General features: G+C 66.8%; 19 protein-coding genes. 9 read left to right on the top strand and 10 right to left on the bottom strand.

The annotated features are described in order from the left end of the window. Positions 1 to 15 precede the first annotated feature (15 nt). From ACN9M6_RS02860 to thyX, 4 genes are read left to right on the top strand one after another with little or no spacing between them, the layout of a single operon-like run. The gene (locus ACN9M6_RS02860) at positions 16 to 384 is read left to right on the top strand and encodes a hypothetical protein (protein WP_419161405.1); all 369 of its coding nucleotides are present in this window, start codon (positions 16 to 18) and stop codon (positions 382 to 384) included. Positions 385 to 407: 23 nt separating this feature from the next. Beyond that, positions 408 to 1,469 (top strand): hypothetical protein, encoded by a 1,062-nt coding sequence (locus ACN9M6_RS02855; protein WP_419161404.1) that lies wholly within the window; start codon positions 408 to 410, stop codon positions 1,467 to 1,469. Further along, positions 1,466 to 2,956 carry a glycerol kinase GlpK gene (gene glpK / locus ACN9M6_RS02850; protein WP_419161403.1) on the top strand — a complete coding sequence of 497 codons (1,491 nt, stop codon included), beginning with the start codon at positions 1,466 to 1,468 and terminating at the stop codon, positions 2,954 to 2,956. Before ACN9M6_RS02855 ends, glpK begins: the two co-directional genes overlap by 4 nt. 44 nt (positions 2,957 to 3,000) lie before the next feature. Continuing rightward, positions 3,001 to 4,056 carry an FAD-dependent thymidylate synthase gene (gene thyX, locus ACN9M6_RS02845; protein ID WP_419161402.1) on the top strand — a complete coding sequence of 352 codons (1,056 nt, stop codon included), beginning with the start codon at positions 3,001 to 3,003 and terminating at the stop codon, positions 4,054 to 4,056. On the opposite strand, the gene ACN9M6_RS02840 is transcribed toward thyX, so the two are convergent. The 6 genes from ACN9M6_RS02840 to ACN9M6_RS02815 form a co-directional block, all read right to left on the bottom strand. Next, the gene (locus ACN9M6_RS02840) at positions 3,981 to 5,714 is read right to left on the bottom strand and encodes an Nramp family divalent metal transporter (RefSeq protein WP_419161401.1); all 1,734 of its coding nucleotides are present in this window, start codon (positions 5,712 to 5,714) and stop codon (positions 3,981 to 3,983) included. The genes thyX and ACN9M6_RS02840 overlap by 76 nt on opposite strands. Next, a complete protein-coding gene (locus ACN9M6_RS02835) occupies positions 5,711 to 6,565 on the bottom strand; it encodes a hypothetical protein (protein ID WP_419161400.1) in 855 nt (284 codons plus the stop codon). The genes ACN9M6_RS02840 and ACN9M6_RS02835 overlap by 4 nt, the downstream gene beginning before the upstream one ends. A 79-nt stretch (positions 6,566 to 6,644) precedes the next feature. Then, positions 6,645 to 9,167: a DNA gyrase subunit A gene (gene gyrA, locus ACN9M6_RS02830; RefSeq protein WP_419161399.1), complete on the bottom strand. Its 2,523-nt coding sequence runs from the start codon at positions 9,165 to 9,167 to the stop codon at positions 6,645 to 6,647. A 45-nt stretch (positions 9,168 to 9,212) separates the two neighbouring features. Continuing rightward, the gene (locus tag ACN9M6_RS02825) at positions 9,213 to 9,602 is read right to left on the bottom strand and encodes a hypothetical protein (RefSeq protein ID WP_419161398.1); all 390 of its coding nucleotides are present in this window, start codon (positions 9,600 to 9,602) and stop codon (positions 9,213 to 9,215) included. Continuing rightward, positions 9,599 to 10,015 carry a DUF1801 domain-containing protein gene (locus ACN9M6_RS02820; RefSeq protein ID WP_419161397.1) on the bottom strand — a complete coding sequence of 139 codons (417 nt, stop codon included), beginning with the start codon at positions 10,013 to 10,015 and terminating at the stop codon, positions 9,599 to 9,601. Before ACN9M6_RS02820 ends, ACN9M6_RS02825 begins: the two co-directional genes overlap by 4 nt. After that, on the bottom strand, positions 10,012 to 10,257 hold the full coding sequence (locus tag ACN9M6_RS02815) for an FmdB family zinc ribbon protein (protein ID WP_419161396.1): 246 nt from the start codon (positions 10,255 to 10,257) through the stop codon (positions 10,012 to 10,014). Before ACN9M6_RS02815 ends, ACN9M6_RS02820 begins: the two co-directional genes overlap by 4 nt. Positions 10,258 to 10,414: 157 nt before the next feature. Here ACN9M6_RS02815 and ACN9M6_RS02810 point away from each other — a divergent pair, with 157 nt between their 5' ends. After that, on the top strand, positions 10,415 to 13,219 hold the full coding sequence (locus ACN9M6_RS02810; RefSeq protein WP_419161395.1) for a hypothetical protein: 2,805 nt from the start codon (positions 10,415 to 10,417) through the stop codon (positions 13,217 to 13,219). A 29-nt stretch (positions 13,220 to 13,248) separates the two neighbouring features. On the opposite strand, the gene rho is transcribed toward ACN9M6_RS02810, so the two are convergent. Continuing rightward, complete coding sequence (gene rho / locus ACN9M6_RS02805; protein WP_419161394.1) at positions 13,249 to 14,508, bottom strand: transcription termination factor Rho; 1,260 nt, start codon at positions 14,506 to 14,508, stop codon at positions 13,249 to 13,251. Positions 14,509 to 14,712: 204 nt separating this feature from the next. Here rho and ACN9M6_RS02800 point away from each other — a divergent pair, with 204 nt between their 5' ends. After that, positions 14,713 to 15,066 (top strand): hypothetical protein, encoded by a 354-nt coding sequence (locus ACN9M6_RS02800; RefSeq protein ID WP_419161393.1) that lies wholly within the window; start codon positions 14,713 to 14,715, stop codon positions 15,064 to 15,066. A gap of 25 nt (positions 15,067 to 15,091) precedes the next feature. Here ACN9M6_RS02800 and ACN9M6_RS02795 read toward each other — a convergent pair whose 3' ends face one another. Next, entirely contained in the window at positions 15,092 to 16,075 is a 984-nt protein-coding gene (locus ACN9M6_RS02795; protein WP_419161392.1) for an MlaD family protein, read from the bottom strand. 148 nt (positions 16,076 to 16,223) lie between these two features. Here ACN9M6_RS02795 and ACN9M6_RS02790 point away from each other — a divergent pair, with 148 nt between their 5' ends. From ACN9M6_RS02790 to ACN9M6_RS02780, 3 genes are all read left to right on the top strand, one after another. Next, the gene (locus tag ACN9M6_RS02790; protein ID WP_419161391.1) at positions 16,224 to 16,598 is read left to right on the top strand and encodes a single-stranded DNA-binding protein; all 375 of its coding nucleotides are present in this window, start codon (positions 16,224 to 16,226) and stop codon (positions 16,596 to 16,598) included. A gap of 73 nt (positions 16,599 to 16,671) precedes the next feature. Next, positions 16,672 to 17,262 (top strand): CDP-alcohol phosphatidyltransferase family protein, encoded by a 591-nt coding sequence (locus ACN9M6_RS02785; protein ID WP_419161390.1) that lies wholly within the window; start codon positions 16,672 to 16,674, stop codon positions 17,260 to 17,262. Positions 17,263 to 17,292: 30 nt separating this feature from the next. Beyond that, positions 17,293 to 18,294, top strand: coding sequence for an NAD(P)/FAD-dependent oxidoreductase (locus tag ACN9M6_RS02780; protein WP_419161389.1), 1,002 nt, complete (start codon positions 17,293 to 17,295; stop codon positions 18,292 to 18,294). Here the strand turns inward: ACN9M6_RS02780 and ACN9M6_RS02775 are convergent. Both ACN9M6_RS02775 and ACN9M6_RS02770 read right to left on the bottom strand, forming a co-directional pair. Further along, entirely contained in the window at positions 18,287 to 21,169 is a 2,883-nt protein-coding gene (locus tag ACN9M6_RS02775) for an AAA family ATPase (RefSeq protein ID WP_419161388.1), read from the bottom strand. The genes ACN9M6_RS02780 and ACN9M6_RS02775 overlap by 8 nt on opposite strands. After that, positions 21,169 to 22,275 carry a metallophosphoesterase family protein gene (locus ACN9M6_RS02770; protein WP_419161387.1) on the bottom strand — a complete coding sequence of 369 codons (1,107 nt, stop codon included), beginning with the start codon at positions 22,273 to 22,275 and terminating at the stop codon, positions 21,169 to 21,171. Before ACN9M6_RS02770 ends, ACN9M6_RS02775 begins: the two co-directional genes overlap by 1 nt. Between the last annotated feature and the right edge of the window lie 2 nt (positions 22,276 to 22,277).

Genomic DNA, 22,277 nt, shown 5'->3' with positions numbered 1-22,277 from the left:
AATCAGGGGAGGTGGATGATGAGGAGAGGAACGAGAAGCAAGGGGGCGTGGGCGCTCGTCGTGGGGTGGGCTTTCGCGGGCGGCCTCGCGGATCCGCTGGGAGCCGAAACGCCGCACGCGCCTCGCGCGGACGCGTCCGCACCGGTCGCAGCCGTCTCGACGGCCACGGCCGTCGCTGCTGCGGCCGCGACGACCACTTCGGCTGTTCAGGTGTGCACCGGGTTCTGCGTCAGGGTCTTCGAGTACACCTGGACGATCCCACTGACCGGGATCGGATTCACGAGCTACTGCGACCTTTGCGAGTGCACATGGGTCGAGGACGGCCGTCTCTACCGCACCAGCTATTGGGACTGTGACTTCGAGATCATCGGCGTGAAGGTGTAGTGGTGCGCCGCACGGTTGCAGGCATGGCTATCGTGCCCGTCCTCGCCGCCTGCTTCATGGGCGACGGCGACGGCGAAGCGGCCAACGTTCCCGGGTACCGCGTATCGGTACCCGGGGCGTTCCTCGGACGCTTCCCGCCCAACCCCTACGATCCGGAAGCCGAGGTCCTGATCGAAGGTGCCTCCGGAATGGCGATCGCGGAGGACGGCCAGGGCGTGTTCGTCCTCGACCAGCGCGGAAAGCAGGTGTTCTTCCTGGACCTCGACGCGAACCTCCGCGCCGTCATCGGCCGGCCCGGCGAGGGACCCGGCGAATTCGAAGCTCCGGTGTCGATCGAACCAGACCCGCGGGGCGGCGTACGCGTCGTCGACCCGAGCCTCACCCGATTGTCCTGGTTCAGCCCCGACGGCGACCTCAGGGAGGAACTGTCGACGCCGTGGCCGGTCACCAACTTCGGAATCCTTGGAGACGGCGTGCCGGTCTATCCCACGGCGGACCAGAACAGCCTCCTGGCCGTCCAATCGGGCCTGCGGCACCGTGACCTGGAAATCGATCCGTCGATCATCCCGAGCGCGCTCGGCACCCGGCCGGTGGAGCGACTGATTGGCGGCGCCCTGCGGTTTTTTGCGGTCACTCCGGACACGCTGCTTATGGTCCAGAACCGGAACGCCGAATTGTTCGGCGGCTGGCGCGTCGCCCTCGGGGACTCGCGAACCCGGGTGACCGACGTAGCTCCCTGGCCGCTCCCCGCCTGGATCGTTCGCGGGACGCGATCCGGGGGCGGGGTGGTGGAGAGAGAGCAGCAAGGCGAGCGGACCCGGATTCGGGAAACCGTGCCGTTCAACAGCGTCCGAGTCGTCGACCGCGAGCTGTGGCTTGTCACCGGGCTCATCGATGATGTATTCGCGGCATCGATACCGCTGGTCGGTGGCGATTCGGCGTCGGTCGTGCTGCCCCCCGAGGGCGGCATCGACTGTCTGATGGATGCGGCCGTCCTGGGCGACCGGCTGGTGGTCCTGTGTGAGATCGAAGTTCGCGCCTACGAGCTGGTCCGAGTGCCGGCGGATCGGTTCTCGCGCCGGTGAGCGGCTCGGCGGCGCTCGTCGCGATTGACCAGGGCACCACGTCGAGTCGCGCCATCGCCTTCGATCTTGCCGGGACGCCGGTCTCGGCGGCGCAGCGCGAGCTGCCGCAGAGCTACCCGGCTCCGGGTTGGGTGGAGCACGACGCGGAGCGCATCAGGGACGACGCAATCGAGGTCACGCGCGAAGCCATCGGAGCCGCGGAAGCCCTCGGAAACCGCGTGGAGGCGATCGGTCTCACGAACCAGCGCGAGACGACGGTAGTTTGGGAGCGCGCGAGCGGCAGGCCCATTCACCCGGCGATCGTATGGCAGGACCGGCGTACGGCGGACGCCTGCGCCGTGCTTCGCGATGAGGGACACGAGGAGTGGGTCACAGGCCACACCGGGTTGCGGTTGGATCCGTATTTCTCCGGTACCAAGCTGGCGTGGATCCTCGACCGCGTCCCGGGCGCGCGCGAAGCCGCGGCGCGAGGCGAACTGGCCTTCGGCACGATCGACAGCTGGCTGCTCTGGTGCCTCACCGGGGGGCGCGTGCACGCGACCGACGCGTCGAATGCCTCACGGACGCTTCTCTACGACATCGGCACGGGCGGGTGGTGCCCCGAGTTGCTGGACCTGCTGCGTGTGCCCGACTCCGTCCTGCCCGAAGTGCGCGACTCGGCGGGCGATTTCGGCGAGACGCGAGCCGGCCTGTTCGGTCGCCCGATCCCGGTGCGCGGCATCGCCGGCGACCAGCAGGCGGCAACGTTCGGCCAGGCGGCATTCGAGCCCGGGGAGATGAAGTTCACGTACGGGACGGGGGCCTTCGCTTTGCTCAACACCGGGCCGGAGCGGCTCGCATCGGCGCACGGGCTGCTGACCACCGTGGCTTGGCAGCTCGAGGGCGAACGCACGTACGCGGTGGAGGGGAGCATCTTCGTCGCGGGCGCGTCCGTCCAGTGGTTGCGCGATGGCCTGGGCATCATTTCGCACGCGGCGGAGACGGAGACGCTGGCACGCTCGGTCGATTCGACCGGAGGCGTCGTACTCGTCCCGGCGTTCGTAGGGCTGGGCGGGATCCACTGGGACCCCGACGCGCGCGCCGCGCTGCTGGGGATGACCCGCGACACGGGACGGGCGGAGATCGCCCGCGCGGCCCTGGAGGCCGTCGCCTACCAGTCGCGGGAGCTGATCGAGGCCATGCAGGCGGATGGGGCTCCCCGACCCGCGAGGCTGCGGGTGGACGGAGGCTTCGCACGGAACGACTGGGCCATGCAGTTCCTGGCCGACATCCTCGACCTGGAGATCGCGCGCCCGGCGGTGACGGAGACCACAGCGCTTGGAGCCGCGATGCTGGCCGGACTTGGCGCCGGCCTGTTCGCGAGTCTGCCGGAGATCGCCGGTCTGTGGCGACACGACCGCGCCTGGACTCCGGTCATGGCGCCGAAGGCGCGCGACATCCTCTATTCCGGGTGGCAGCGCGCGGTCGCTCGCGTGCTGTCGAACTGATATTCTGCCCCGACCCCACCTGATTCGAGCCGCAGGGGTAGTCCATGGAGAAGACGAAGAGACCGACGGTTCCGGCCGCCGAGGAGATTCTCGGCGCGTACTTTCCCGTGCTCGACCACGGGTTCGTCGCGCTCGTCGACTACATGGGCTCGGACGCCGCCGTGGAGTCGGCCGCCCGTGTGAGCTACGGTGCCGGCACCCGACGGGTCAGCCAGACGCGCGGTCTCGTCCGCTACCTGCGACGACACGCGCATACGACGCCGAGCGAGATGGTCGAGTTCAAGTTCCACTGCTGCATGCCGATGTTCGTGGCGCGCCAGTGGATCCGGCACCGCACCGCTTCCGTCAACGAACTCAGCGCCCGGTACAGTCTCCTGCCGCTGTTGTTCTACGAACCGGACCACGAGCAGTTCGCCTACCAGAGCAGTCTGAACAATCAGGGCCGAGAGGGAGATCCGGCCCCGAGCGAACTCTATCGCGACGCGGTCGATCGCTGGGAGCGCCTGCGGACCGAAGCGGCGGACGCCTACGGCTGGCTACTCTCCGAAGACGTCGCCCGGGAACTGGCGCGGATCGACCTCCCGCTCTCCACGTATACTCAGTGGTACTGGAAGATCGATCTACACAACCTGCTTCATTTTCTGCGCCTGAGAGTAGACGCCCACGCGCAGTGGGAGATCCAGGAGTACGGCCGTGTGATGGCGGGCATGCTCCAGCGGGTCGCCCCCCTGAGCTACGAAGCCTGGATCGACTACGAAGTCATGGGTGCGCGACTGAGCGCGGGTGAACTCGCGATCCTGCGCAGCCTGCTGCGGGCGGACGCGGATTCGGGATCGATCCACGCGGAGGGAGTGGCCACGCGCGCCGACCTCGAATCGGCGGGCCTGGCCCCACGAGAGATCCGCGAACTCATGGACAAGTTGTCGCCGGTGCAGAGGCCCGACTTCTCGCTCGACCTCTCGCGGATGCAGAGTGCCGAGGAGATGTCCCGGCGGATGGACGAGGCGACGCCGGGGTCGCGCACTCAAGCCGCTCGCGTACCCCGTCCCGGCAGGATGCGGGTCGCGAACCAGACCAGCGACGCGAGCCACAGCAAATAGAACGTGAGCCGGATGGGGTGGAGGGCCAGCGACTCCGTGAACCGCGGGTCGATACCCACGACGGACATTACCGTCCTGGACAACTGTTCGGCCGTGAACCATCCCCACAGGACGGCCGCCCACAGCAGGCTCCAGCGCTTCCAGGCCGGCGGGCCCAACTGGGCGGGCAGCCTCCGCACGTTCATGTAACCGATCACGAGCGTGAAGAGGAACATGCTGGTCATCGTAAACGGCCCGGCGATGAGGAGAAGGAAATCGGGTTGAAGCACATCCAGCCCCTCGCCTCCCACCCATGACGCAGTGATGATCCCCATCGCGGCCAGCACAAAAATCGTCAGAAACACGAGAAACGTCCGCTTTTGGGTGAAGAAGCGGGTTCGGTATCCGAAGCGCTCGTAAAAGATGCAGCCCGTGATGCGGGTCACGGTGTCGAGGATCGCGAGCTGGGTCGAGAAGATGACGAACGATCCGCCCAGCAGGAAGGCGACCCTCAGCCAAATCCCACCCACGCGCTGGATGGCCTCGCCCTGAAGGGTCACCATCGTCGTCAGGTCGCCCGCGAGTTCGGGGGTGTCCGTCCCCAGCGTCGCCGCGACGAGCATGCAGGTGATCACGACGCTCAGCAGAGTGAGCAGAACGAAGGTGACGAGCAGCTCCTGGTGCAGGACCCTCATCCAGCCCCTGAACCGTCCAAGCGCCGTGGGGTCGCCCGCATCGAAGACGAATCCGGAAGTGCTGATCTCTTCGTTCCGGCCCCGGATTCCGGCGATCCGACCCTGGAATCTCGCCATCCCGAAGCCCTTGTCGCGCAGCCACAGCGACTGAGCCAGAAGCAGTGTGCCTCCGGTTCCCGCGTAGGCAACGGCCAGGATGAGTGTCGGGAACTGGTCGCCCGTGAACAGTTCCGCCGGCGCGCTCCCGAACGAGACCGCGCCCACGGTCAGTTCAAGTAGATGCGACGGCACGAGGCCGACGACGAGCAGCGTAATGAGCAGCAGGGGAAAGAACCCGGCCACCAACGCGATCTCGCAACGTTCGAGAACGTTGTAGACGATTCTCGAGACCGCGAGCCCGAACCAGATACAGGCGAGCATGAGTAGCGCCATCGGCTGCCAGGCGATCTGCGGTCCCCCGCTGATCACAACGATCTGGCCCACGAACTCGGCAGACTGAGACGCCCAACCGGGCCAGAAGAAGCTCACGAGTGTCGCGACCAGGAAGAGCCACGGCCAGAACCCGAGCCGGTCGAGTCGCGCCATGCCGGCGAACGTCGATTCGCCGGTGGCGATCGTCCAGCGCTCGATCTCGCCGATGACGACGAACTGAGTGACGACCCCGAGCCAGAACAGCCACCAGATGGAAAAGCCGTTGGCGGCGACGAGATTCGGCCACAGCAGGAACTCGCCGCTTCCCAGACCCATACCGAGGGCGATGACGGAAGGACCGATGATGTGCTTGAGGCGAGGGACCCGCGACATCCTGCGGATCAGCTTGAACGGTGGCCCGTGACCCCGGCGGGGGAAGGCCTCGCCGTCCGGCGCGTCCGGCAGCGTACCCTCGTCGAGCGGTTCGTACACGCCGTCGCGATATCGGCGTCCCGCCTCGTCACTCGCCGCGATCGAATCCGGTCCCGGTGAACCGGAGGCGAGTGCGCTCAACGTGTCGGCGGGTCGAAGCGCCCCTCGGGCACGGTCTCAGCCGCGGCCACATCCTCGAAGTAGATGAAGCGGTCTCCTCCGTCCAGTACCCGGGTCATGGCGAACTGGATATCGCCCACCTGGCGCCAGTCGGACCACCAGATGACGTCGCCGGGAGCCTCGGATCGGCCGAGGTGATACTGCCACGCGGCCATCCGCCCCGACTCGTCGAGAAAGCCCCAATACTGATCCTCCGTCGTGCCCAGGCCCTGGTCGAACGTCAGGTGGACCGTCGCATACTGCTTCCCATCGGAAAGCGTACGAGCCCCCTGATAAGCAAGATGAACGCCCGGGTCCTCCCACTTGAACGGCATCAGGGCCCAATAAATGTCGTTGATGAAGGCACCGTAGCCGCGTCGCAGGGCAGAGTCCCGCGCGGCTTCGCTCAACTCGACGCCACCCATCCACGCGCGACCGGCCGGCACTTTCCCAAGCTCGGGATGCGCATCAATTTCGTTGACGTTGAACAGCAGGAGGTACGAGGTGCCGTCCTGCTCGTAGGCGACGCGATACCGCCCATCGTATCGGTCCCACGAGTGCTCCCGATTCGCGACGACCTGACCGTCTCGCTCGACGATCCAGCGGAAGGACAGATAGCGCGTCTGATTCCATGCGTCCCGTCCGCCGAGGCTCTCCGCCAGCTGCGCGGCATACATGGCAGCCGTGTCTCCCGGGGCGGGGGCCGCCGCCTCGGTTCGTGAGGCGCCTTCCGGCGACCCTCCGCCGCAGCCGGCCAGCGTCGGCGCCGCGATGGCCAAGCCGGTGAGCCACAGGAGTCGCCCTGCGTACAGGGCCTCGCCTGGTCTGGTCACGCACCCTCCCGCGGTGTTGCGTCGATGGGAATCGGAACGTACTCGTGCCCCATTCGGGTGTCGATGTCGTCCCAGGCTGCTAGAACTCTAACTCGGCTTGCGAGTCGCCCTCCTCCGAGGAGAGTTCCGGCGAGGGTAGCGGCCGTTGCTCGTCCGCCGAGGGCGGGGTGGTCTGCGTGCGCCGGCCGGAGTGCATCGGATGCACGGCTTCGACCGCGACCCCGGGCCGCAGGTGTACGACCGGCCGGCCGGCTTCACGTGGTGCCCGTCGGAGCACGGCCGCCGCCGATGTCGCTTCTACCGAGCCGTCGGACAGCTCCCACGCGACTTCGTCGGCGTCATGTGCCTCGATGAACCCCACCAAGCCGCCCGTACGCTCCTTCTCGGGGAGGACCGTGAGCCCCTTCCCGGCTCGGCCCTGCACCCGGAACTCGGTGAACGGGATCCGTTTCCCGTAACCTGCCGACGTCGCCACCAGGAGATCGGCATCCGCGCGGGGAGCCGCCGCCGCCACCACGACGTCGCCGTGCGCGAGGTCGATCGCTCGCACGCCCCCGGCCGTGCGGCCCATGACCCGGATCTCGGACTCCGAAAAGCGGATCGACTGACCGGATCGGGTCGCCAGCAGCACGTCGCTCCCCCCCTCCGTGAGGAAAGCGGCAACGACCTCGTCGCCCCGAGCGATCCGGGCGCCGATGATGCCCGCGGGGCGCGCGTTCACATACTCCGACAGTGCGGACCGCTTGACCTGCCCCTGCCGCGTGGCGACCACGAGAAACCGATCCCGGGCAAAGGCTTCGATCGGCAGCAGCGCGACGATCTCATCGCCCAACCCGGAATCGATGAACTCCTCGATGGGCCGACCCCGCGAACTCCGGGTACCTCGCGGCAGCGCATTGACCGGCACCGCGTGCGCGTGTCCGCGCGCGGTGAGAGCCAGGAGAACGGCCGACCCGCGGGCCAGGAACGCGTAGCGCGCGAAGTCACCCTCCCGGCTCGACAGCACCTCGGCGCCCGCCAGGCCGCCTCCCGTCGCCGCGGGTTGCGCTTTCACGTAGCCGCCACGGCTGACGAGCACGAGCTTCGTCTCGCCCCCGCTGCCCACGGAGAGCCGGAACTTCGCATCATCGTCGAGAATCTCGGTCCGCCGCGGATCATCGTAGCGTGTCGCGAGCTCCTGAAGATCCGCGCGCAGAAATGCCCGCCGGGTCACGTCATCTTCCACCAGCGCGGTCAGGCGGACGATCTTCCTGTTGAGCGCAAGGAGTTCTTCGGCCAGCTTCTCGCGCTCCAGGCCCGTCAGTTGAACGAGCCGCATCGCCAGGATCGCGTCGGCCTGCCTGCCGGTGAGTTCGAACTCGGCCATTAGACTTTCGCGGGCCGATCCCGGGGTCCTGGACCCACGAATGATCTCGATCACGCGATCGATTTCATCCAGCGCCGACTGGAGCCCCTCGACGACATGCGCGCGGTCTTTGGCCTTGGCGAGATCGTGCGCCGCACCCCGGCGGATGACGGAGAGCCGATGGTCGATCCACGTCCCGAGCACAGCTCTGAGATCCAGTTCCTCCGGCTTGCCGTCGACGAGGGCGAGCATGATGACGCCGAAGGTGTATCTGAGCTGGGTCTTCTTGAACAGGGTAGCCACGACCTTTTCCGGTTTGGCATCCCGCTTGAGTTCAATCACGAGCCGGATACCATCCCGGTCGGACTCATCGCGGAGGTCGGTGATCGCGTCGGTCCGCCCGGCCCGCACCAAACGCGTAATCTGCTCGATCACGCGCGTCTTGTTCACCTGGTAGGGGAGTTCGGTGACGATCAGTGAACTCTTCCCGAACCTTCCTTCCTCGAGGTGGATCCGGGCCCGCATGTCCAGCCGGCCACGGCCCGTCCGATACGCGGACTCGATGCCGGCCCGACCTCGGATGTAACCGCCCGTCGGAAAGTCCGGCCCGGGCACCCGGGCGAGCAGTTCGTCCACGTCGCACTGCGGGTTCGCGACAAGGTGGTCGACGGCGCGAAGCAGCTCCACCGCGTTGTGCGGCGGAATCTTGGTCGCCATGCCGACGGCGATCCCGTCGCTCCCGTTCAGCAGGAGATGCGGCAGACGGCACGGGAGCACCTCGGGCTCCTTCAGACGGCCGTCGAAATTGGGTCTCATGTTGACCGTGTCGCGATCGATGTCCTCGAGCAGATCGATCGCCACCGGCGTCATCCTCACTTCCGTGTAGCGGTAGGCGGCCGCCGAATCGCCGTCGATCGAGCCGAAGTTGCCCTGTCCATCAATCAGCGGATAGCGCAACGAGAAGTCCTGCACCATCCGAACCATGGTGTCGTAGACGGCGCTGTCGCCGTGGGGGTGATAGCGCCCGAGCACATTGCCCACGACCGTCGCACTCTTCTTGTGAGGTCGTGAGGGATGGAGCCCCTCTTCCAGCATGGCGTAGAGGATCCGGCGGTGGACCGGTTTCAGACCATCCCGCGCATCGGGGAGCGCGCGCTGCACGATGACGCTCATCGAATAATCGATGAACGACTCGCGCATCTCCTGCTCCAGCGCACGGGGTTCGATGCGTTCGTGCCGAAGGGTACCGTGCGTCACTGCCGTTCCTCCTCTTCCACCTCATCCATGGACCAGAACGGCCCCCTATTCACACAGCAGGTCGGCGGTCGTACGCTGCGCGTCGGACGGATCGACGGGCATCGCGATCACGAACCCCCTACGGTTCAACGCGTCAGGCAGATGGATCAGCATCGGCCCGGGAGGGAGCGGATCCGGAGCGGGCGTCGCGAGTCCCTCCCGCGAGATTGTCACGATCCCTCCGGGCTCGATCCTCGACGCCAGCCAGGCGCCGTAGGAGAGCCACGCCGCCATCGCGTCGGGGCCCCCGGCCACACCCTCGACCTCGGATCGGTACTTCGCGACGGCTCGTCCGTATCCTGGGCCGTCCACCGCCTTGAGCTTGAGGAGGAGCAGCCGGTACCGCGGCTGAACATCCTCCAACCCGTGCGCGGCCAGCGCCTGATCGTAGGTCACGCGTCGACGGCGTAGCGGGCCGAGACTTCTGTCACGGAGCACTCCACGAGTTCGCGGAGCACCTCCATATCGACGTCCTCGAGTCTGTTGATGTAGAGGCAGGACTTGCCGGTCGAGTGCTTGCCGAGCCGCGACAGCAATTGGTCGTGCTTCGCGAAACCCGACATGATGTACACCGTGAGGGCCCGCTTCCTCGGCGAGAACCCGGCGAGTGGCCAGTCGCCCTCGCGTCCGCTGGCGTAACGGTAGCGGTAGCTGCCGAACCCGACGATCGAATCCCCCCACATCACCGGCTTCTCGCCCGTCACGCGCTTCATCAGTGCCAGCACGGCGAGCGCGTCCCTTCTTCTTCTCTCTTTCCCGACACGCGCCAGGAAATCATCGACGCTCGCGTCGTTGGGTCGGGTCTTCAATCGTTGTGGCTGAGTTCGTACTCCCGCTGCGTGCGCGTGCGTTCGCTCCCCAGCTTCGCGTCGCGCTTCTTCGCCGCCGCGAGCGATCGCTCCTTCCGGGCATCGGAATGGACGCGTGGCAGCGAAATGAGTTTCTCGAGCTTCTCGCTTCCGCACGACGTACAAGCGGGCGTCAGCCGACCCCGGACCAGGAGTTCGAACTCGTGCGCGCAGCCGCGGCACCTGTACTCATATATGGGCATGGATCCTCCGGTCGAGCCGCACAAAGCAGCATGCTTTCCGGGGACCCAAGGGGCAAGTCGACGCCCACCGCCGCGACGGTTTCGCTTTGACAGACGGCGACCACTCGTCGGATAATGGCGGGTCACGACCCCGATCCCGCTTCAAGAGAAGGCCTCCATGCCCGACGCATCAGGCACGCGCGTTGTCTCCACGATCGCCCTCGCGCTCACCGCGGTCTCACTCGCTGCACTGCCCGCGAGCGGCCAGGACGGCGACGAAGTACCGATCATCAACGCTCCGGAACACCCGCTGCTCCAGGGGTTCCGATGGCGATCGATCGGGCCGGTGGGGCAGGGTGGCCGCGTCGACGATCTCGCCGTCCACCCCACGGACCCACGGGTGTTCTACGTGGGCTTCGCGACCGGCGGTGTGTGGAAGACCACGAACAACGGGACCACCTTCCAGCCGATCTTCGACTCCTACGAGACGCACTCCATCGGGGATCTCGCCCTTGCGCCGTCAGATCCCGAGGTCCTCTACGTAGGGACGGGCGAAGCCAACAACCGGCAGAGCTCTTCGTTCGGGTACGGGGTGTACAAGAGCAGCGATGGCGGCGCCTCGTTCGCTCACATGGGGCTGAGCGAGATCCAGAGCATCGCGCGGGTTCTCGTCCACCCGGCGAATCCCGACGTCGTGTGGGTCGCCGCGATCGGCCACCTTTTCGGACCCAACCCCGAGCGCGGTGTGTTCAAGTCCACCGATGGAGGCGAGACGTGGCGGCAGGTCCTCGCGGTTGACGAAGACACAGGCGCTACGGACCTCGTAATGGATCCGTCGAACCCCGACGTGCTATTGGCGGCGACGTATCAGCGCCAGCGCACCGTTTGCTGCTTCGTCGGCGGCGGTCCGGGAAGCGGGATCTGGCGCTCGGAAGACGGCGGCGAGACGTGGTCTCGCGTCGTTGGCTCCGGCCTCCCCGCCGGAACCATGGGGCGCATCGCCCTCGCCATGACGCCGGCCGATGCCGATGTCGTCTACGCCCAGATCGAGGTGGCCGCGGATCAGGAGGCGCCGCTCTCGGAAGACGAAATCGAAGAGTGGCGCCAGCTCGCGAGAGTCGATTCGCTGCCGCCCGACCCTCAGTGGTCCGGGGTATGGCGGTCCGCTGACAAGGGCCGGACATGGGAGTTCCGCAGCAACGAGAACGGGCGGCCCATGTACTTCAGTCAGATTCGCGCCTCGACCGAAGACCCGGACATCGTCTACACAGTGGACCAGCGCGTGGCGAAGTCGCTCGACGGTGGCCGGACGTGGGAGACTCTGGACGGGTACGGGCACGTCGACCAGCACGCGCTGTGGATCGATCCGGCCGACCACGACCATCTAATGATCGGCAACGACGGTTCGGTCGACGTGAGCTGGGACCAGGGTGAGACGTGGGAATCGCTGCGTTCCTGGGCTGTGGGCCAGCCCTATCACGCCTCGGTCGACATGCGCCGCCCCTACCAGGTCTGCACGGGTCTGCAGGACAACGGAAGCTGGTGCGGACCGAGTTCCGTGCGCTCCGGGCCCATTCTCGCGCAGGACTGGTATCGGGTCGGTGGCGGCGACGGATTCTACACACAGGTCGACCCCACCGACCCCGCCATCGTCTTCGTGGAGTCCCAGAACGGACGCATCCGGCGGGTCGACCTTCGTACGGGAGCGACCCGATCCATCTCACCCCGCGCTCCGGATGAGGAAAGGCCGGAGGACACCAACATCGTCCCGGTCCCGCCGGCGGAGATCCGCTGGAACTGGAACACGCCGCTCCTGCTCTCGCCGCACAACCCGCGGACTCTCCACGCCGGGGGCAACCGTTTCTTCACGTCGCGCGACCGCGGCGAGACGTGGACGATGAGTCCCGACCTCACGAAGGACATCGACCGGGATGCCGAAGTCGTGATGGGCGTCGCCAACAGCGTTCCCCGATGCTCGCAGTTCGAGAGGGGGCTGGAGTGCGCTCTGTCTCGCAACGACGGCGTATCGAGGTGGAGCAGCCTGACGTCGATCACCGAGTCTCCCATCGTTCCGGGTCTTCTCTGGGCCGGGGCAGATGACGGAAACATCCAGGTGAGTCGAGACGGCGGGGCGACCTGGACTGAAGTGAGCCGCAACCTGCCCGGCGGTACTACGCGGCACTACGTGTCCCGGGTCGAAGCGTCGCACGTGGATCCCGCGACGGCGTACGTCTCGATCGACGGGCACAAGAACGACGACCTCCGACCTTATGTGTACGTGACGCGGGACTATGGCCGCTCCTGGGCGAGCATCAGTTCCAATCTCCCGTCCTTCGGCAACGTGAACACCATCCGCCAGGACCCGAGGAACCCGCGTCTACTCTACGCCGGGACGGAATTCGGCTTCTTCGTCTCGTTCGATGAGGGCGGCACATGGCACGACTTCATGCCGGGTCTTCCGGTCGTCCGGATCGACGACGTGCTCGTCCATCCACGGGATAACGACCTTGTGCTCGCCACGCACGGCCGCAGCATCTACGTGCTGGACGACATCGCGGCGCTCCAGGCGCTGAACGAAGACGTGCTGGCGAGCGAGGCTCACCTGTTCGATCCACGCCCGGCCGTGCGATGGAAGAACGAAATCCAGCGCAGCCGATCCATCACGGGTGACAAGAACTGGACGGGGGAAAGCGCGCCTCCGGGCACGATGATCCAGTACTATCTGGCCGCCCCCACCGACGTATCGATCGAGGTCTCGGACCTCGCGACGGGCGAAGTCGTGCAGCAGCTCGAGGGAACGGGGTATGCGGGGCTCAACCGGGTGACATGGGATCTGCGCACGAACCCGGGCCCCGAGGGCGGGGTTCGGAGGCTGGGGCCGCCGGTGGATCCCGGCACGTACCGCGTCACAATGACCGCTGTGGGCGCGACGTACACTGCCCTCCTCGAGGTCCTGGAGGATCGCTGGCTGCGGGCGCCGTGACGTCGGCGCAGGGGCCTGGCGGAGGGGAGTTAGCCGCCCGCAGCCATCGAGTCGAGGAACTCCTGGTTCGTCTCGGTGCGCTGTAGCCGGTCGATCATGAACTGAATAGCCTCGGCCGGCGGCATGTCGGACAGGAAGTTCCGGAGCAGGTACATGCGGTTGAGTTCGATTTCGTTGAGGAGGAGTTCCTCCTTGCGCGTGCTCGAACGGTTGAGGTCGATCGCCGGATAGATGCGCTTGTCCGAGATCTGGCGGTCCAGCAGCACCTCGCTGTTGCCGGTGCCCTTGAACTCCTCGAAGATGACCTCGTCCATCCGGCTTCCGGTCTCGATGAGCGCGGTGGCGATGATCGTGAGGCTCCCGCCCTCCTCAATGTTCCGCGCGGCGCCGAAGAAACGCTTCGGCTTGTGGAGCGCGTTCGCATCCACGCCGCCGGAGAGGATTTTCCCGGAATGGGGGACCGTGGTGTTGTAGGCGCGAGCCAGGCGCGTGATCGAGTCGAGGAGGATCACGACGTCATGCTGGTACTCGACCAGCCGCTTCGCCTTCTCGATCACCATCTCCGCGACTTGCGTATGCCGGTCGGCCGGCTCGTCGAAGGTCGATGAGATGATTTCGGCGGGGACATTCTCCTCCATGTCGGTGACCTCTTCGGGCCGCTCATCAATGAGGAGCACGATCACCTTGGCGTCCGGTTGATTTGCCACAATCGCGTTGGCGATTTTCTGGAGGAGAATCGTCTTCCCGGCCTTCGGCGGTGACACGATCAGGCTTCGCTGCCCCCTCCCGATCGGTGCGATGAGATCGAGAATCCGCATCGACACATCGCCGTCTTTTTTCTCGAGGACGAGCCGCTCCTCCGGATATCGGGGCCGGAGGTTATCGAACGCGATTCGGTGTTTGGCCTTGTCCGGATCCACGCCGTTCAGTGTCTCCACCTTGAGGAGGGCGAGATACCGCTCTCCTTCTTTCGGCGGCCGTACACGACCCTGGATCGTGTCCCCCGTGCGCATGTCGAACCGCTTGATCTGCGAGGGAGAGACGTAGATGTCGTCGGGGCCGTACAGGTAGTTCCAGTCCTGACTCCGGAGAAAACCGTACCCCTCCGGCAGAATCTCGAGTACTCCCTCGCCCCGGAGGACGATGTCGGAGTCGAGCAGGTTCTGTTCGATCCGAAAGATCAGATCCTGTTTGCGAAGACCCGAAAAGTTGAGGATGTCGAGTTCTTCGGCCATGTCATGAAGTTCGCCGATCGACTTCGATTTGAGTTCGGCGATATCCAACGCCATCCTCCGGAAGAGTAAGTGAGACGGGCTGCCGTTGTTCTCTCGGGGCCCTGAAGCGGCCACGCCAGGCATGTGGCGTGGTCATATCGTGAGGTGTCCTGCTGCGGCCAGGGGATGTGGTCCAGGGTGGACTCAACGACCATAATGGTGCCGCCGGGCACGGTCAAGCGACCGGCCGCAACCGTTACCGCAAAGGTCGAGCGCCGGATGGCCAGACACAATCGTGAGGGAAGGGGACTCGACCAACTCGGCAATCTGTGGCGCATCAGTTACCAGCCGGACTGGTTTCGACTACTGAAGTTGTCGCTCCCGCTCCCCGGCAGACGCCGCTCGTCCCGCACGCTGTGCCGAAACCCGGCGCGCGCCGCGGACGCCGAACCCGGCCGATCCGTGCGCACCCGGATCACGGCCGCGGATGGATCGGTCGATATCGCGGTTTCGCTGGAGGACCGCGACCACGTCGTCGACCACATCATCATCGGGGTTCGACACAAGCGCGGCCGCAAGACCGAAGTGCTGAAGTTCGCCGTGCACGGCGGGCTGCCGCGCCGCAGGATGTAGCCGTCGCGGGCTGTCGGAAGATCCGCTAGAAAACGCGCACGCGAAGCCAGCGAGACGGATTGTACTTCAGGTCCTCGGCCAGTTCGGCGGCCGCGGTGCGGAGCGCGGCGAGCTGTCTCTGGATCTCGCCGTCCATCAGGACGCGGCCCGCCGTGCCCTCCCCGCGCTCTACCCGCTCCATCAGCGAACCGAGACGGACGACCATTGCATCCAGCGCGTCGGTGGCCGTAACGAGACTCTGCCGCGCGATCCGGCGCTGAGGGGACGCGTTCCACTCGGCCAGTCGCTCCCGGACGCGGCGAGTGGCCGGCCCCACGAGCGTGTCCGCCGCGAGGCGGGCAAGCGAAGAGCGCGGAACGTCGCGTAGCAAGATGCCCTGGAGCCCGTCGAGGTCGCGCTTCACCGACGCCAGCGCCCCCGGGTTCCGGCGGAAACGTCCGATCGAGCCCTGTCCCGAAGCGATCACGTTTCCAGCTTCTGCAGCCCGAGCCTCGAGCGATCGCGCCGCCATGAACAGCGTGTCCGCCATCGCCATCACGGTCTCGGGATCGAGCGGAGGCCCGGACGCGCGGAGCGTATCCGAGAAGTTCCAGGGCGGAGCGGTTCCGGTCCCCGGATCGAGCGCTACGATCACCGGGGCCAGGATATCCGCTGGCCGCACATCGGCCGTGGCGTCCGCTCGCAGCATCGGCTCGACGGCCCGGTCGATCACTCCCTCGATGACGACATGCCCGTATGTCGGCGCGTCCGCGGCGATCACGTCGACCGGGCGGAAGGAGATCGACAGCACGCGTCCCACCGGTCGCCCGGCCAGCCAGACGGCCGAACCCGGCCCAATTCCCGCGGCCGAATGGGTCAGCACGGTGATCCGCGCCCCCTCGAGACCGGCGCGGATGATCAGGTCGCTGAAGAAGACGGCCCCCCCCAGCAGCATGCTGACGGCAATCAGGACGAGCCCGGTGCGGGCCCGTCCGCGCGCCGATTTCGAGGAAAGATCCGTCGCAGCCATCCCTGACCTGACCCACTCGTGAGCTCTTCGTCAAGGTTGGTTCGGCCACTTCAGGTGATGGCGGGGCCCGCCTTGGACCCGTTCGCCCCGGAGCGGATACTCGCATGTCTGCCGTCACCACTACACGCGCAACAAGGAGAACAAGGCCATGTCGAGAACCGTGAATCGCGTCATCCTGGTAGGTAACGCAGGAAGCGACCCGGACGTCCGCGAGACCGCAGCCGGCACTCCGGTGGCGCACCTGTCACTCGCGACCAACCGGGTTTTTCGCAAGAACGGCGAAACGCAGCGCCGCACCGACTGGCACCGACTCACCTTCTGGCGTCGTCAGGCGGAGACCGTCGGAGAGTTCGTGCACAAGGGTTCGCGCCTGTACGTCGAGGGCCATCTCGAGTACGGCTCCTTCGAGCGCGATGGGATCGCAATCCCGACCGTGGACGTCGTTGTCGAGGATCTGGTCATGCTGGATCCGCGTCCCGACGCTGATGGACTCGATGCCGAGAACGCCGACCTGCCGACGTAGACCCGCGCACCACGGCAAGCCCCTGGAGCCGACGACGACCCTGGCGCGGGTACTGGAGACGCGCCCCCGGAACATGCATCTTCCCGTTCGCGAAGCAGGTTCCGCGACCAGCTCGAAGCGGAGGATTCCGATACAGACGCATGATCCGGGGTTTCTTACCCTGTCGAATCTCCTGTCGCTGAGCCGCATTCCGCTGGGTCTCGCGTTTATTGCGGTGGAGGATCCCGGGCTTATGGCCGTCCTGGTGGCCACGGCCGGAGCGACCGATGTTCTCGATGGCTTCATCGCCCGCGTCAGCGGGACGCGCTCGCAGATCGGCCTGCTGCTCGATCCGCTGTGCGACAAGCTGTTCGTCCTGCTGGCGCTTGCGGGTTTTCTGGCGGGAGGCGGGCTCGACTGGGCGTCGTTCCTCATCCTGATCCTGAGGGACCTGTACACCGCCGGCTCATATTTTCTCGCCAGACTCGTGTCTCTGATCATCCCGTTCAGGCCACGATGGCCGGGCAAGATCGCCACGGGACTCCAGTTCCTGGCGCTTCTCGCTCTGATCTTCGACCCCCGATATGTTCCGGCACTCGTGCTCCTGGTCGGCGTCACCTCGGTCTGGGCGATCATCGACTACGGGACGCACTGTCTCAGGCGGAAGTGGAAGAGCGTGGCGTGACCGGCTCCGGATGGTGGGGACGACGAAGGCGTGCGCACCGAAACAGTCGACATCACGATCATTGGAGGCGGTCCCACCGGTCTCTACGGGCTGTTCTACGCCGGAATGCGGGGCGTCTCCGCCCGGATCATCGATGTTCTCCCTGAACTCGGCGGCCAGCTGACGGCCCTCTATCCCGAAAAGGATGTGTTCGACGTAGCCGGGTTTCCGAGGGTCCTGGCCAAGGACCTGGCGCGAGATCTCGTAACGCAGGCCCTGCAGTTCGACGCCGAGGTGTGCCTCGAAGAGCGCGTCCTCGAGCTCAACCCCGGGGAAGAAGCGTTCGATCTCCGCACGGACGAGGGACCTCGTCCCACGCGAACCGTCGTAATCGCCGGAGGGAAAGGGGCGTTCAAGAGTCGGACGCTGGCCGTCCCGGGGTGGGATGAGTTCTGGAAGCGGGGTCTGACCGCCCATGTGAAGGATCCCGAATCATTCCGGGGAAAGCGCGTTCTCATCGTGGGGGGAGGTGACTCCGCCTTCGACTGGAGTTGGGCTCTGCGCGAGATCGCCGGAGAGCTGACCCACATTCATCGGTCGAACCGATACCGTGCTCACGAGCGCACGGTAGAGCAGGTCGAGGGCGCGCACGACCGGGGCGAGTTGGCTCTACGGACCTTCCATACGGTGACAGAGATCCACGGGACCGACCGCGTGGAAGCCGCGACGCTCCAGCACACGAAGACGAAGGAAACGGTCAGGATCGAGGTCGACGAGATCGTCGCCCTTATCGGGTTCGTTCCCAACATTGGTCCGATCGCCGAATGGGGGATCGAACTCGAGGGGAACGCGATCCTGGTGGACTCGCGCATGCAGACCAACATCGCCGGTGTATACGCGGCCGGGGACATCGCCACGTACGAGGGCAAGCTGGAACTGATCTCCACCGGCTTCGGCGAGGCCGCCATCGCGGTCAACAACGCGGTGCACTACCTGGATCCGAGCGCGAAAGTGAACCCCGGCCACTCCACCAGCTCCAAGGCGTTCAAGTAGCCGGGAGCCCCCCGGTTTCAGGCCGTGGCCCCGCAAGTTCGATCAGGCGGTGGTTCGGCGCTTCGAGATTCCGCTTCGCCCAATCCCGGACATCGTCCTCGTGGGTGAAGAGGATCACCTGCGTCGATTCTCCGAGTGACCGCAGCGTGCGGAGTACCGTCCGTTTGCGTTCAGCATCCGATGCGCCCACGACATCGTCGAGGATGAGAGGGCAGGTCTCACCCTCTCTCGTCAGATGTCGGGAGAGTGCGAACCTGAGCAGGAGGTAGACCTGCTCCGCCGTGCCGTGCGACAGCAACTCGGCACGCCGCCAACGGCCCCCCGTCGTCCGGACCTCCACCAGCAGGGACTCGGGGTCGATTCGGCACCCGGTGTACCGACCCTGCGTCACGCGGGGCAGCCATTCGAGGACCGTGCTCGTGAGGATCGGCGCGATGTCGCGGAGGACGCGTTCCTGCGCCTGTTCGAGGAAGTCGATGGTACTGTCCAGCGTGGCCTTCAGTCGCGCGATTCGAGCTTGTTCACGCTCCGCGGCCGCCAGGGAGTCCTCGGCGTCCGCAACGCTGGGGAGGTGCTTCTCACGTTCGGCGAGCCGCCCGCGCGCGCTCAGCCACTCCTCGCGCGCCGACTCCGCTCGCGACTGAAGGTCTATCAGCATTTCGCCGGTAGGCTGTCCTTCGCGGACCTCGGCAAGGGTGCGCGCGGCGACCCCATCCAGGAGCCGGACCGCCCCTGCGCGCCGCCGCTCCGCCTCGGCGGCGAACTCGTCCAGCGTACGCTCGCCCAGCAGCTGTTGCAGCCGATCCCACGACTCGCCCCGCTGCCCCGCCTCGGCGAGAATCCGTACCCGGCCATCTCGCCACTCCGCCAGCCCGGATGCCAAGCCGTCCGCGTCGTCGTCGGTCACGCCGATCTGCGCGGCGGCCTCGCGCAGTCTCTCCGTGGCCGCCTCGATCCGCTCCGTGTCCCGCCGCTGCCGGTCCTCCGCCGCGAGACGCTCCGCTCGCTGCTCCTCCAAAGCGCGACGCTGCTCATCCGCCTGCCGTTCGATCTCGGCGAGATCGCTTCCGGTGAGCTCCTTCGTCCGCAGCTCGGCCAGGCGGACCTGGTCCGAAGACCCGATGATCCGGTCGGCTTCTGCGTGAAGCCGACCGGCCTCGGCCACGAGGTCGTCCACCGACACACCGCCCAGCAGCCCCTGGAGTTCGTCCCACTGCGGAGCCAGCCCGTCGGCCGCCTCTCTCTCTCTCCGCCATGTCTCCTGTCGACCGCGTATGCGCTGGGCCAGCGCGTCCGGTGCGACAACCTCCTCCTCATCGAGTTCGGCCAGGGCTCGCAGTCGCTCGATCACGTCATTACGGCGGCGGAGGCCGGCGTCGTAGCTTGCCTGCTCGCTCCGCCGCGCCCTCAACTGTTGCGCCAGGCCGTCGCGCTTCACGTCGAGTGCGAGCGCGATGTTCGCGTCCGGGCGTGGCCCCGCGAGCCTAAGCGACAGGGCCCCCACGGCTCCTCCGACCGCGAGGATCAAGCCCGCGACACCGTAGTCAGGCAGCAGCAGGGCGATCGCGACCCCTCCCAGGGCAGCGATGACCGACATCGCGAGCCACGACTGTGGTCTTCGTGAACGGGACGATTCCGGATCGGGTTGACGCCGCCTGTCGAAGCTCGTCAGTGCCTGTTCGAGTTCTTCCACGCTCGGCCCGACAGGGGCCGGGAGCGTGGGGAGCGAGGCCCACTCCTGGAGGGCATCCCGAATCTGGTTGGCGTGTACCTCCTCGGCCGCCGAGATGCGTGGCGCACCCGTCGGGAAGAGGGTCTTCAGTTCGAGAGCGCGGTCGACCCGGCGTTCGGTCTCCTCGGCGCCGGCTTCCGCGACGACCGCGCGGGCCGCCAGCACCTCACGCTGGAGCCGGTCGATTCTCTCTGCGAGTTCCCGCGCCGAAGGCCCCGTCAATTCCTGCAGGACGGGAAGATTGCCCCACGTCGTGAGCGCCTCGGTGACCCTTCGCTCGAGCTCGCCCCCATCGGGCGGCGGGTGAGGCGCGCCCTCGGTAAACTGTTCGGACAAGGCCTCGACATCCCTCAGCCGGTCCGCGAACGCGTCCGCCTCCGCCTCGGCGAGCACCGCCTGCATGGCCTCCACTCTCGACCGGGCGTCCTTTACGGCCCGTTCCAGCTCTTCGACCCGGGCTCGCCGCCCCACATAGTCGGCGTGGGCCTCTCGCGCGGCCCCCAGCACGTCGCGCGCGGTCGCGACATCACGCCCCGTCTTCACCAGGGGCTTCGTGGGCGCCCGCTTCGAGCCGACCCGCTCTTTCAGGTATTCGCCGAGCCGCTGAAGCGCGGCGGCCGCCGTCGCATCGGCCCCGGCTGTCGCTGCGGCCCGCTGCATGTCTTCCTGAAGCGACTCCGGATTGTCCCGGACCTTGAGAATATCCGCTTGTCGCACACAAGCCGTGCTGAGAAACGACCGGCGGTTGAGTCCCAGCCAGCGCGAGCCATCGGGCGCGCCGTCAAAGATGATCTCGCTCGCGTAGTCCCGGTTCGCGACGCTGGTGTCCAGCGCGCTGCTGTCGACCTTCCCCGCGAGGTCGTGCCGCAACTCCACCCGGCGGCCGTCCGCCAGCTCGATGGTCGCCCCCACCTCCCATTCGTCAATCCCCCAGGGCTTGTGGCTCTCGGCGAAGTGTCTTTCCGCCTTGGGCGCCGCCCCCTTCCCGCGACGCAAGCCGCAGAGTCCGGCATAGAGCGCGGCGTGCCACGAGGACTTGCCGGCCTCGTTCCGACCGTAGACGACATTCATTCCGGGCCCGAAGTTCAGCGTCTCATCCCGGAAGGGCCCGAACTTGTGGGCGGTCACAGACTCGAAGCGCATCAGAGCACCTCGAGATCGTCTCGCCCGTCGAGCGCACGGAGTCCCATCCTCAGCACACGACGCCTCTCGTCCTCCGGCAGCTCCGCGCCCAGCACATCCCTCACGAACTGTCCCCGCACCGTCGGTTCCTCACCGATCTCATCGAGGTCGTACGCGAGATGCAGCCCCGACTTCCAGATCCGCACCGCCTCGAACGTCTCGAGCAACTGCTCCCGTATCGTGTCCTCCTGGAGGTCGAGAGACGGTTCCAGGTCGCCGCTGACGGTGAGGCGCGCGAGCCCCGCGAGCCCCTCGGCTTCTTCGCGCAGTGCGTCCCGGATCTGCTGCCGACTCGTGAAGCCGGTCACGTTCAGCGCGAGCTCGTGGACTTGCGTCACTGCCACGACATGCCGCTCGCGCTCCAGCGTCCCGTCGGCGGCCACAGTCGCCACAACCGGCCCGCGCGTGCCGTCCTCCCCGAACTGGAGCGGGTCGGGATTGCCCGGATAGGTGTGATGCTCGCCGTCCGCCGGCCGGTGATAGTGGCCGAGGAACGCGTGGCGAAAGCCCGCCGCCTGAATCTCTGCCGTCTCGAACGGGGCATGGGGCGCCTTCCCCTCGCCCTGCGCGGCCAGCCATGACTGTTCCGCGCCGTGGAACAGTGCGACGTGGACCCCCGGCCCCTCCACCCGGAAGCCGCCCCCGAGGAAGTTGTCGGTGTTGGCAGGCGCACAGTGCGCGCCGCCCCACAGCGTGATGCCGGGCGCGAGATGGATGGGCTGCAGAGTAGCGTCGCGAAAGATGTGGACGTTGTGGCTCCACTCCGTCGCGTAGAGGCTCCCCGGCCCGTACCAGTCGTGGTTGCCGGGTGCGATGTAGACGGGCACCGGGTCGAGAGAGGCGAACTGCTGACGGAGAAACTCCCCCGTATCCAGCGTCACGCGGTCGTGCTCGTACAGGTCGCCACCGCAGAAGAGCGCGTCGGCGCCCGATTCACGCGTCAGACGCACGACGGCGATCAGGGTCTCGCGAAGCGCCTCGCGGCGTCGTCTGGCCACGTCGCCGGTCGCCTCGCACCAGGCGAACGGCGAGTCCAGGTGGAGGTCGGCGAAGTGAACGATCTTCACGT

The organism is Candidatus Palauibacter sp., from assembly GCF_965197445.1.
Lineage (GTDB): Bacteria > Gemmatimonadota > Gemmatimonadetes > Palauibacterales > Palauibacteraceae > Palauibacter.
Note: the sequence above shows the minus strand (reverse complement) of the source record. Positions and strands in the feature narration are given on the sequence as shown.

Excerpts from the sequence above, each read along its gene's own strand:
- ACN9M6_RS02860 (WP_419161405.1), top strand. The coding sequence starts at position 16 with ATGATGAGGAGAGGAACGAGAAGCAAGGGGGCGTGGGCGCTCGTCGTG.
- ACN9M6_RS02855 (WP_419161404.1), top strand. The coding sequence starts at position 408 with ATGGCTATCGTGCCCGTCCTCGCCGCCTGCTTCATGGGCGACGGCGAC.
- thyX (WP_419161402.1), top strand. The coding sequence starts at position 3,001 with ATGGAGAAGACGAAGAGACCGACGGTTCCGGCCGCCGAGGAGATTCTC.
- ACN9M6_RS02815 (WP_419161396.1), bottom strand. The coding sequence starts at position 10,257 with ATGCCCATATATGAGTACAGGTGCCGCGGCTGCGCGCACGAGTTCGAA.
- ACN9M6_RS02810 (WP_419161395.1), top strand. The coding sequence starts at position 10,415 with ATGCCCGACGCATCAGGCACGCGCGTTGTCTCCACGATCGCCCTCGCG.
- rho (WP_419161394.1), bottom strand. The coding sequence starts at position 14,508 with ATGGCGTTGGATATCGCCGAACTCAAATCGAAGTCGATCGGCGAACTT.
- ACN9M6_RS02800 (WP_419161393.1), top strand. The coding sequence starts at position 14,713 with ATGGCCAGACACAATCGTGAGGGAAGGGGACTCGACCAACTCGGCAAT.
- ACN9M6_RS02795 (WP_419161392.1), bottom strand. The coding sequence starts at position 16,075 with ATGGCTGCGACGGATCTTTCCTCGAAATCGGCGCGCGGACGGGCCCGC.
- ACN9M6_RS02790 (WP_419161391.1), top strand. The coding sequence starts at position 16,224 with ATGTCGAGAACCGTGAATCGCGTCATCCTGGTAGGTAACGCAGGAAGC.
- ACN9M6_RS02785 (WP_419161390.1), top strand. The coding sequence starts at position 16,672 with ATGCATCTTCCCGTTCGCGAAGCAGGTTCCGCGACCAGCTCGAAGCGG.
- ACN9M6_RS02775 (WP_419161388.1), bottom strand. The coding sequence starts at position 21,169 with ATGCGCTTCGAGTCTGTGACCGCCCACAAGTTCGGGCCCTTCCGGGAT.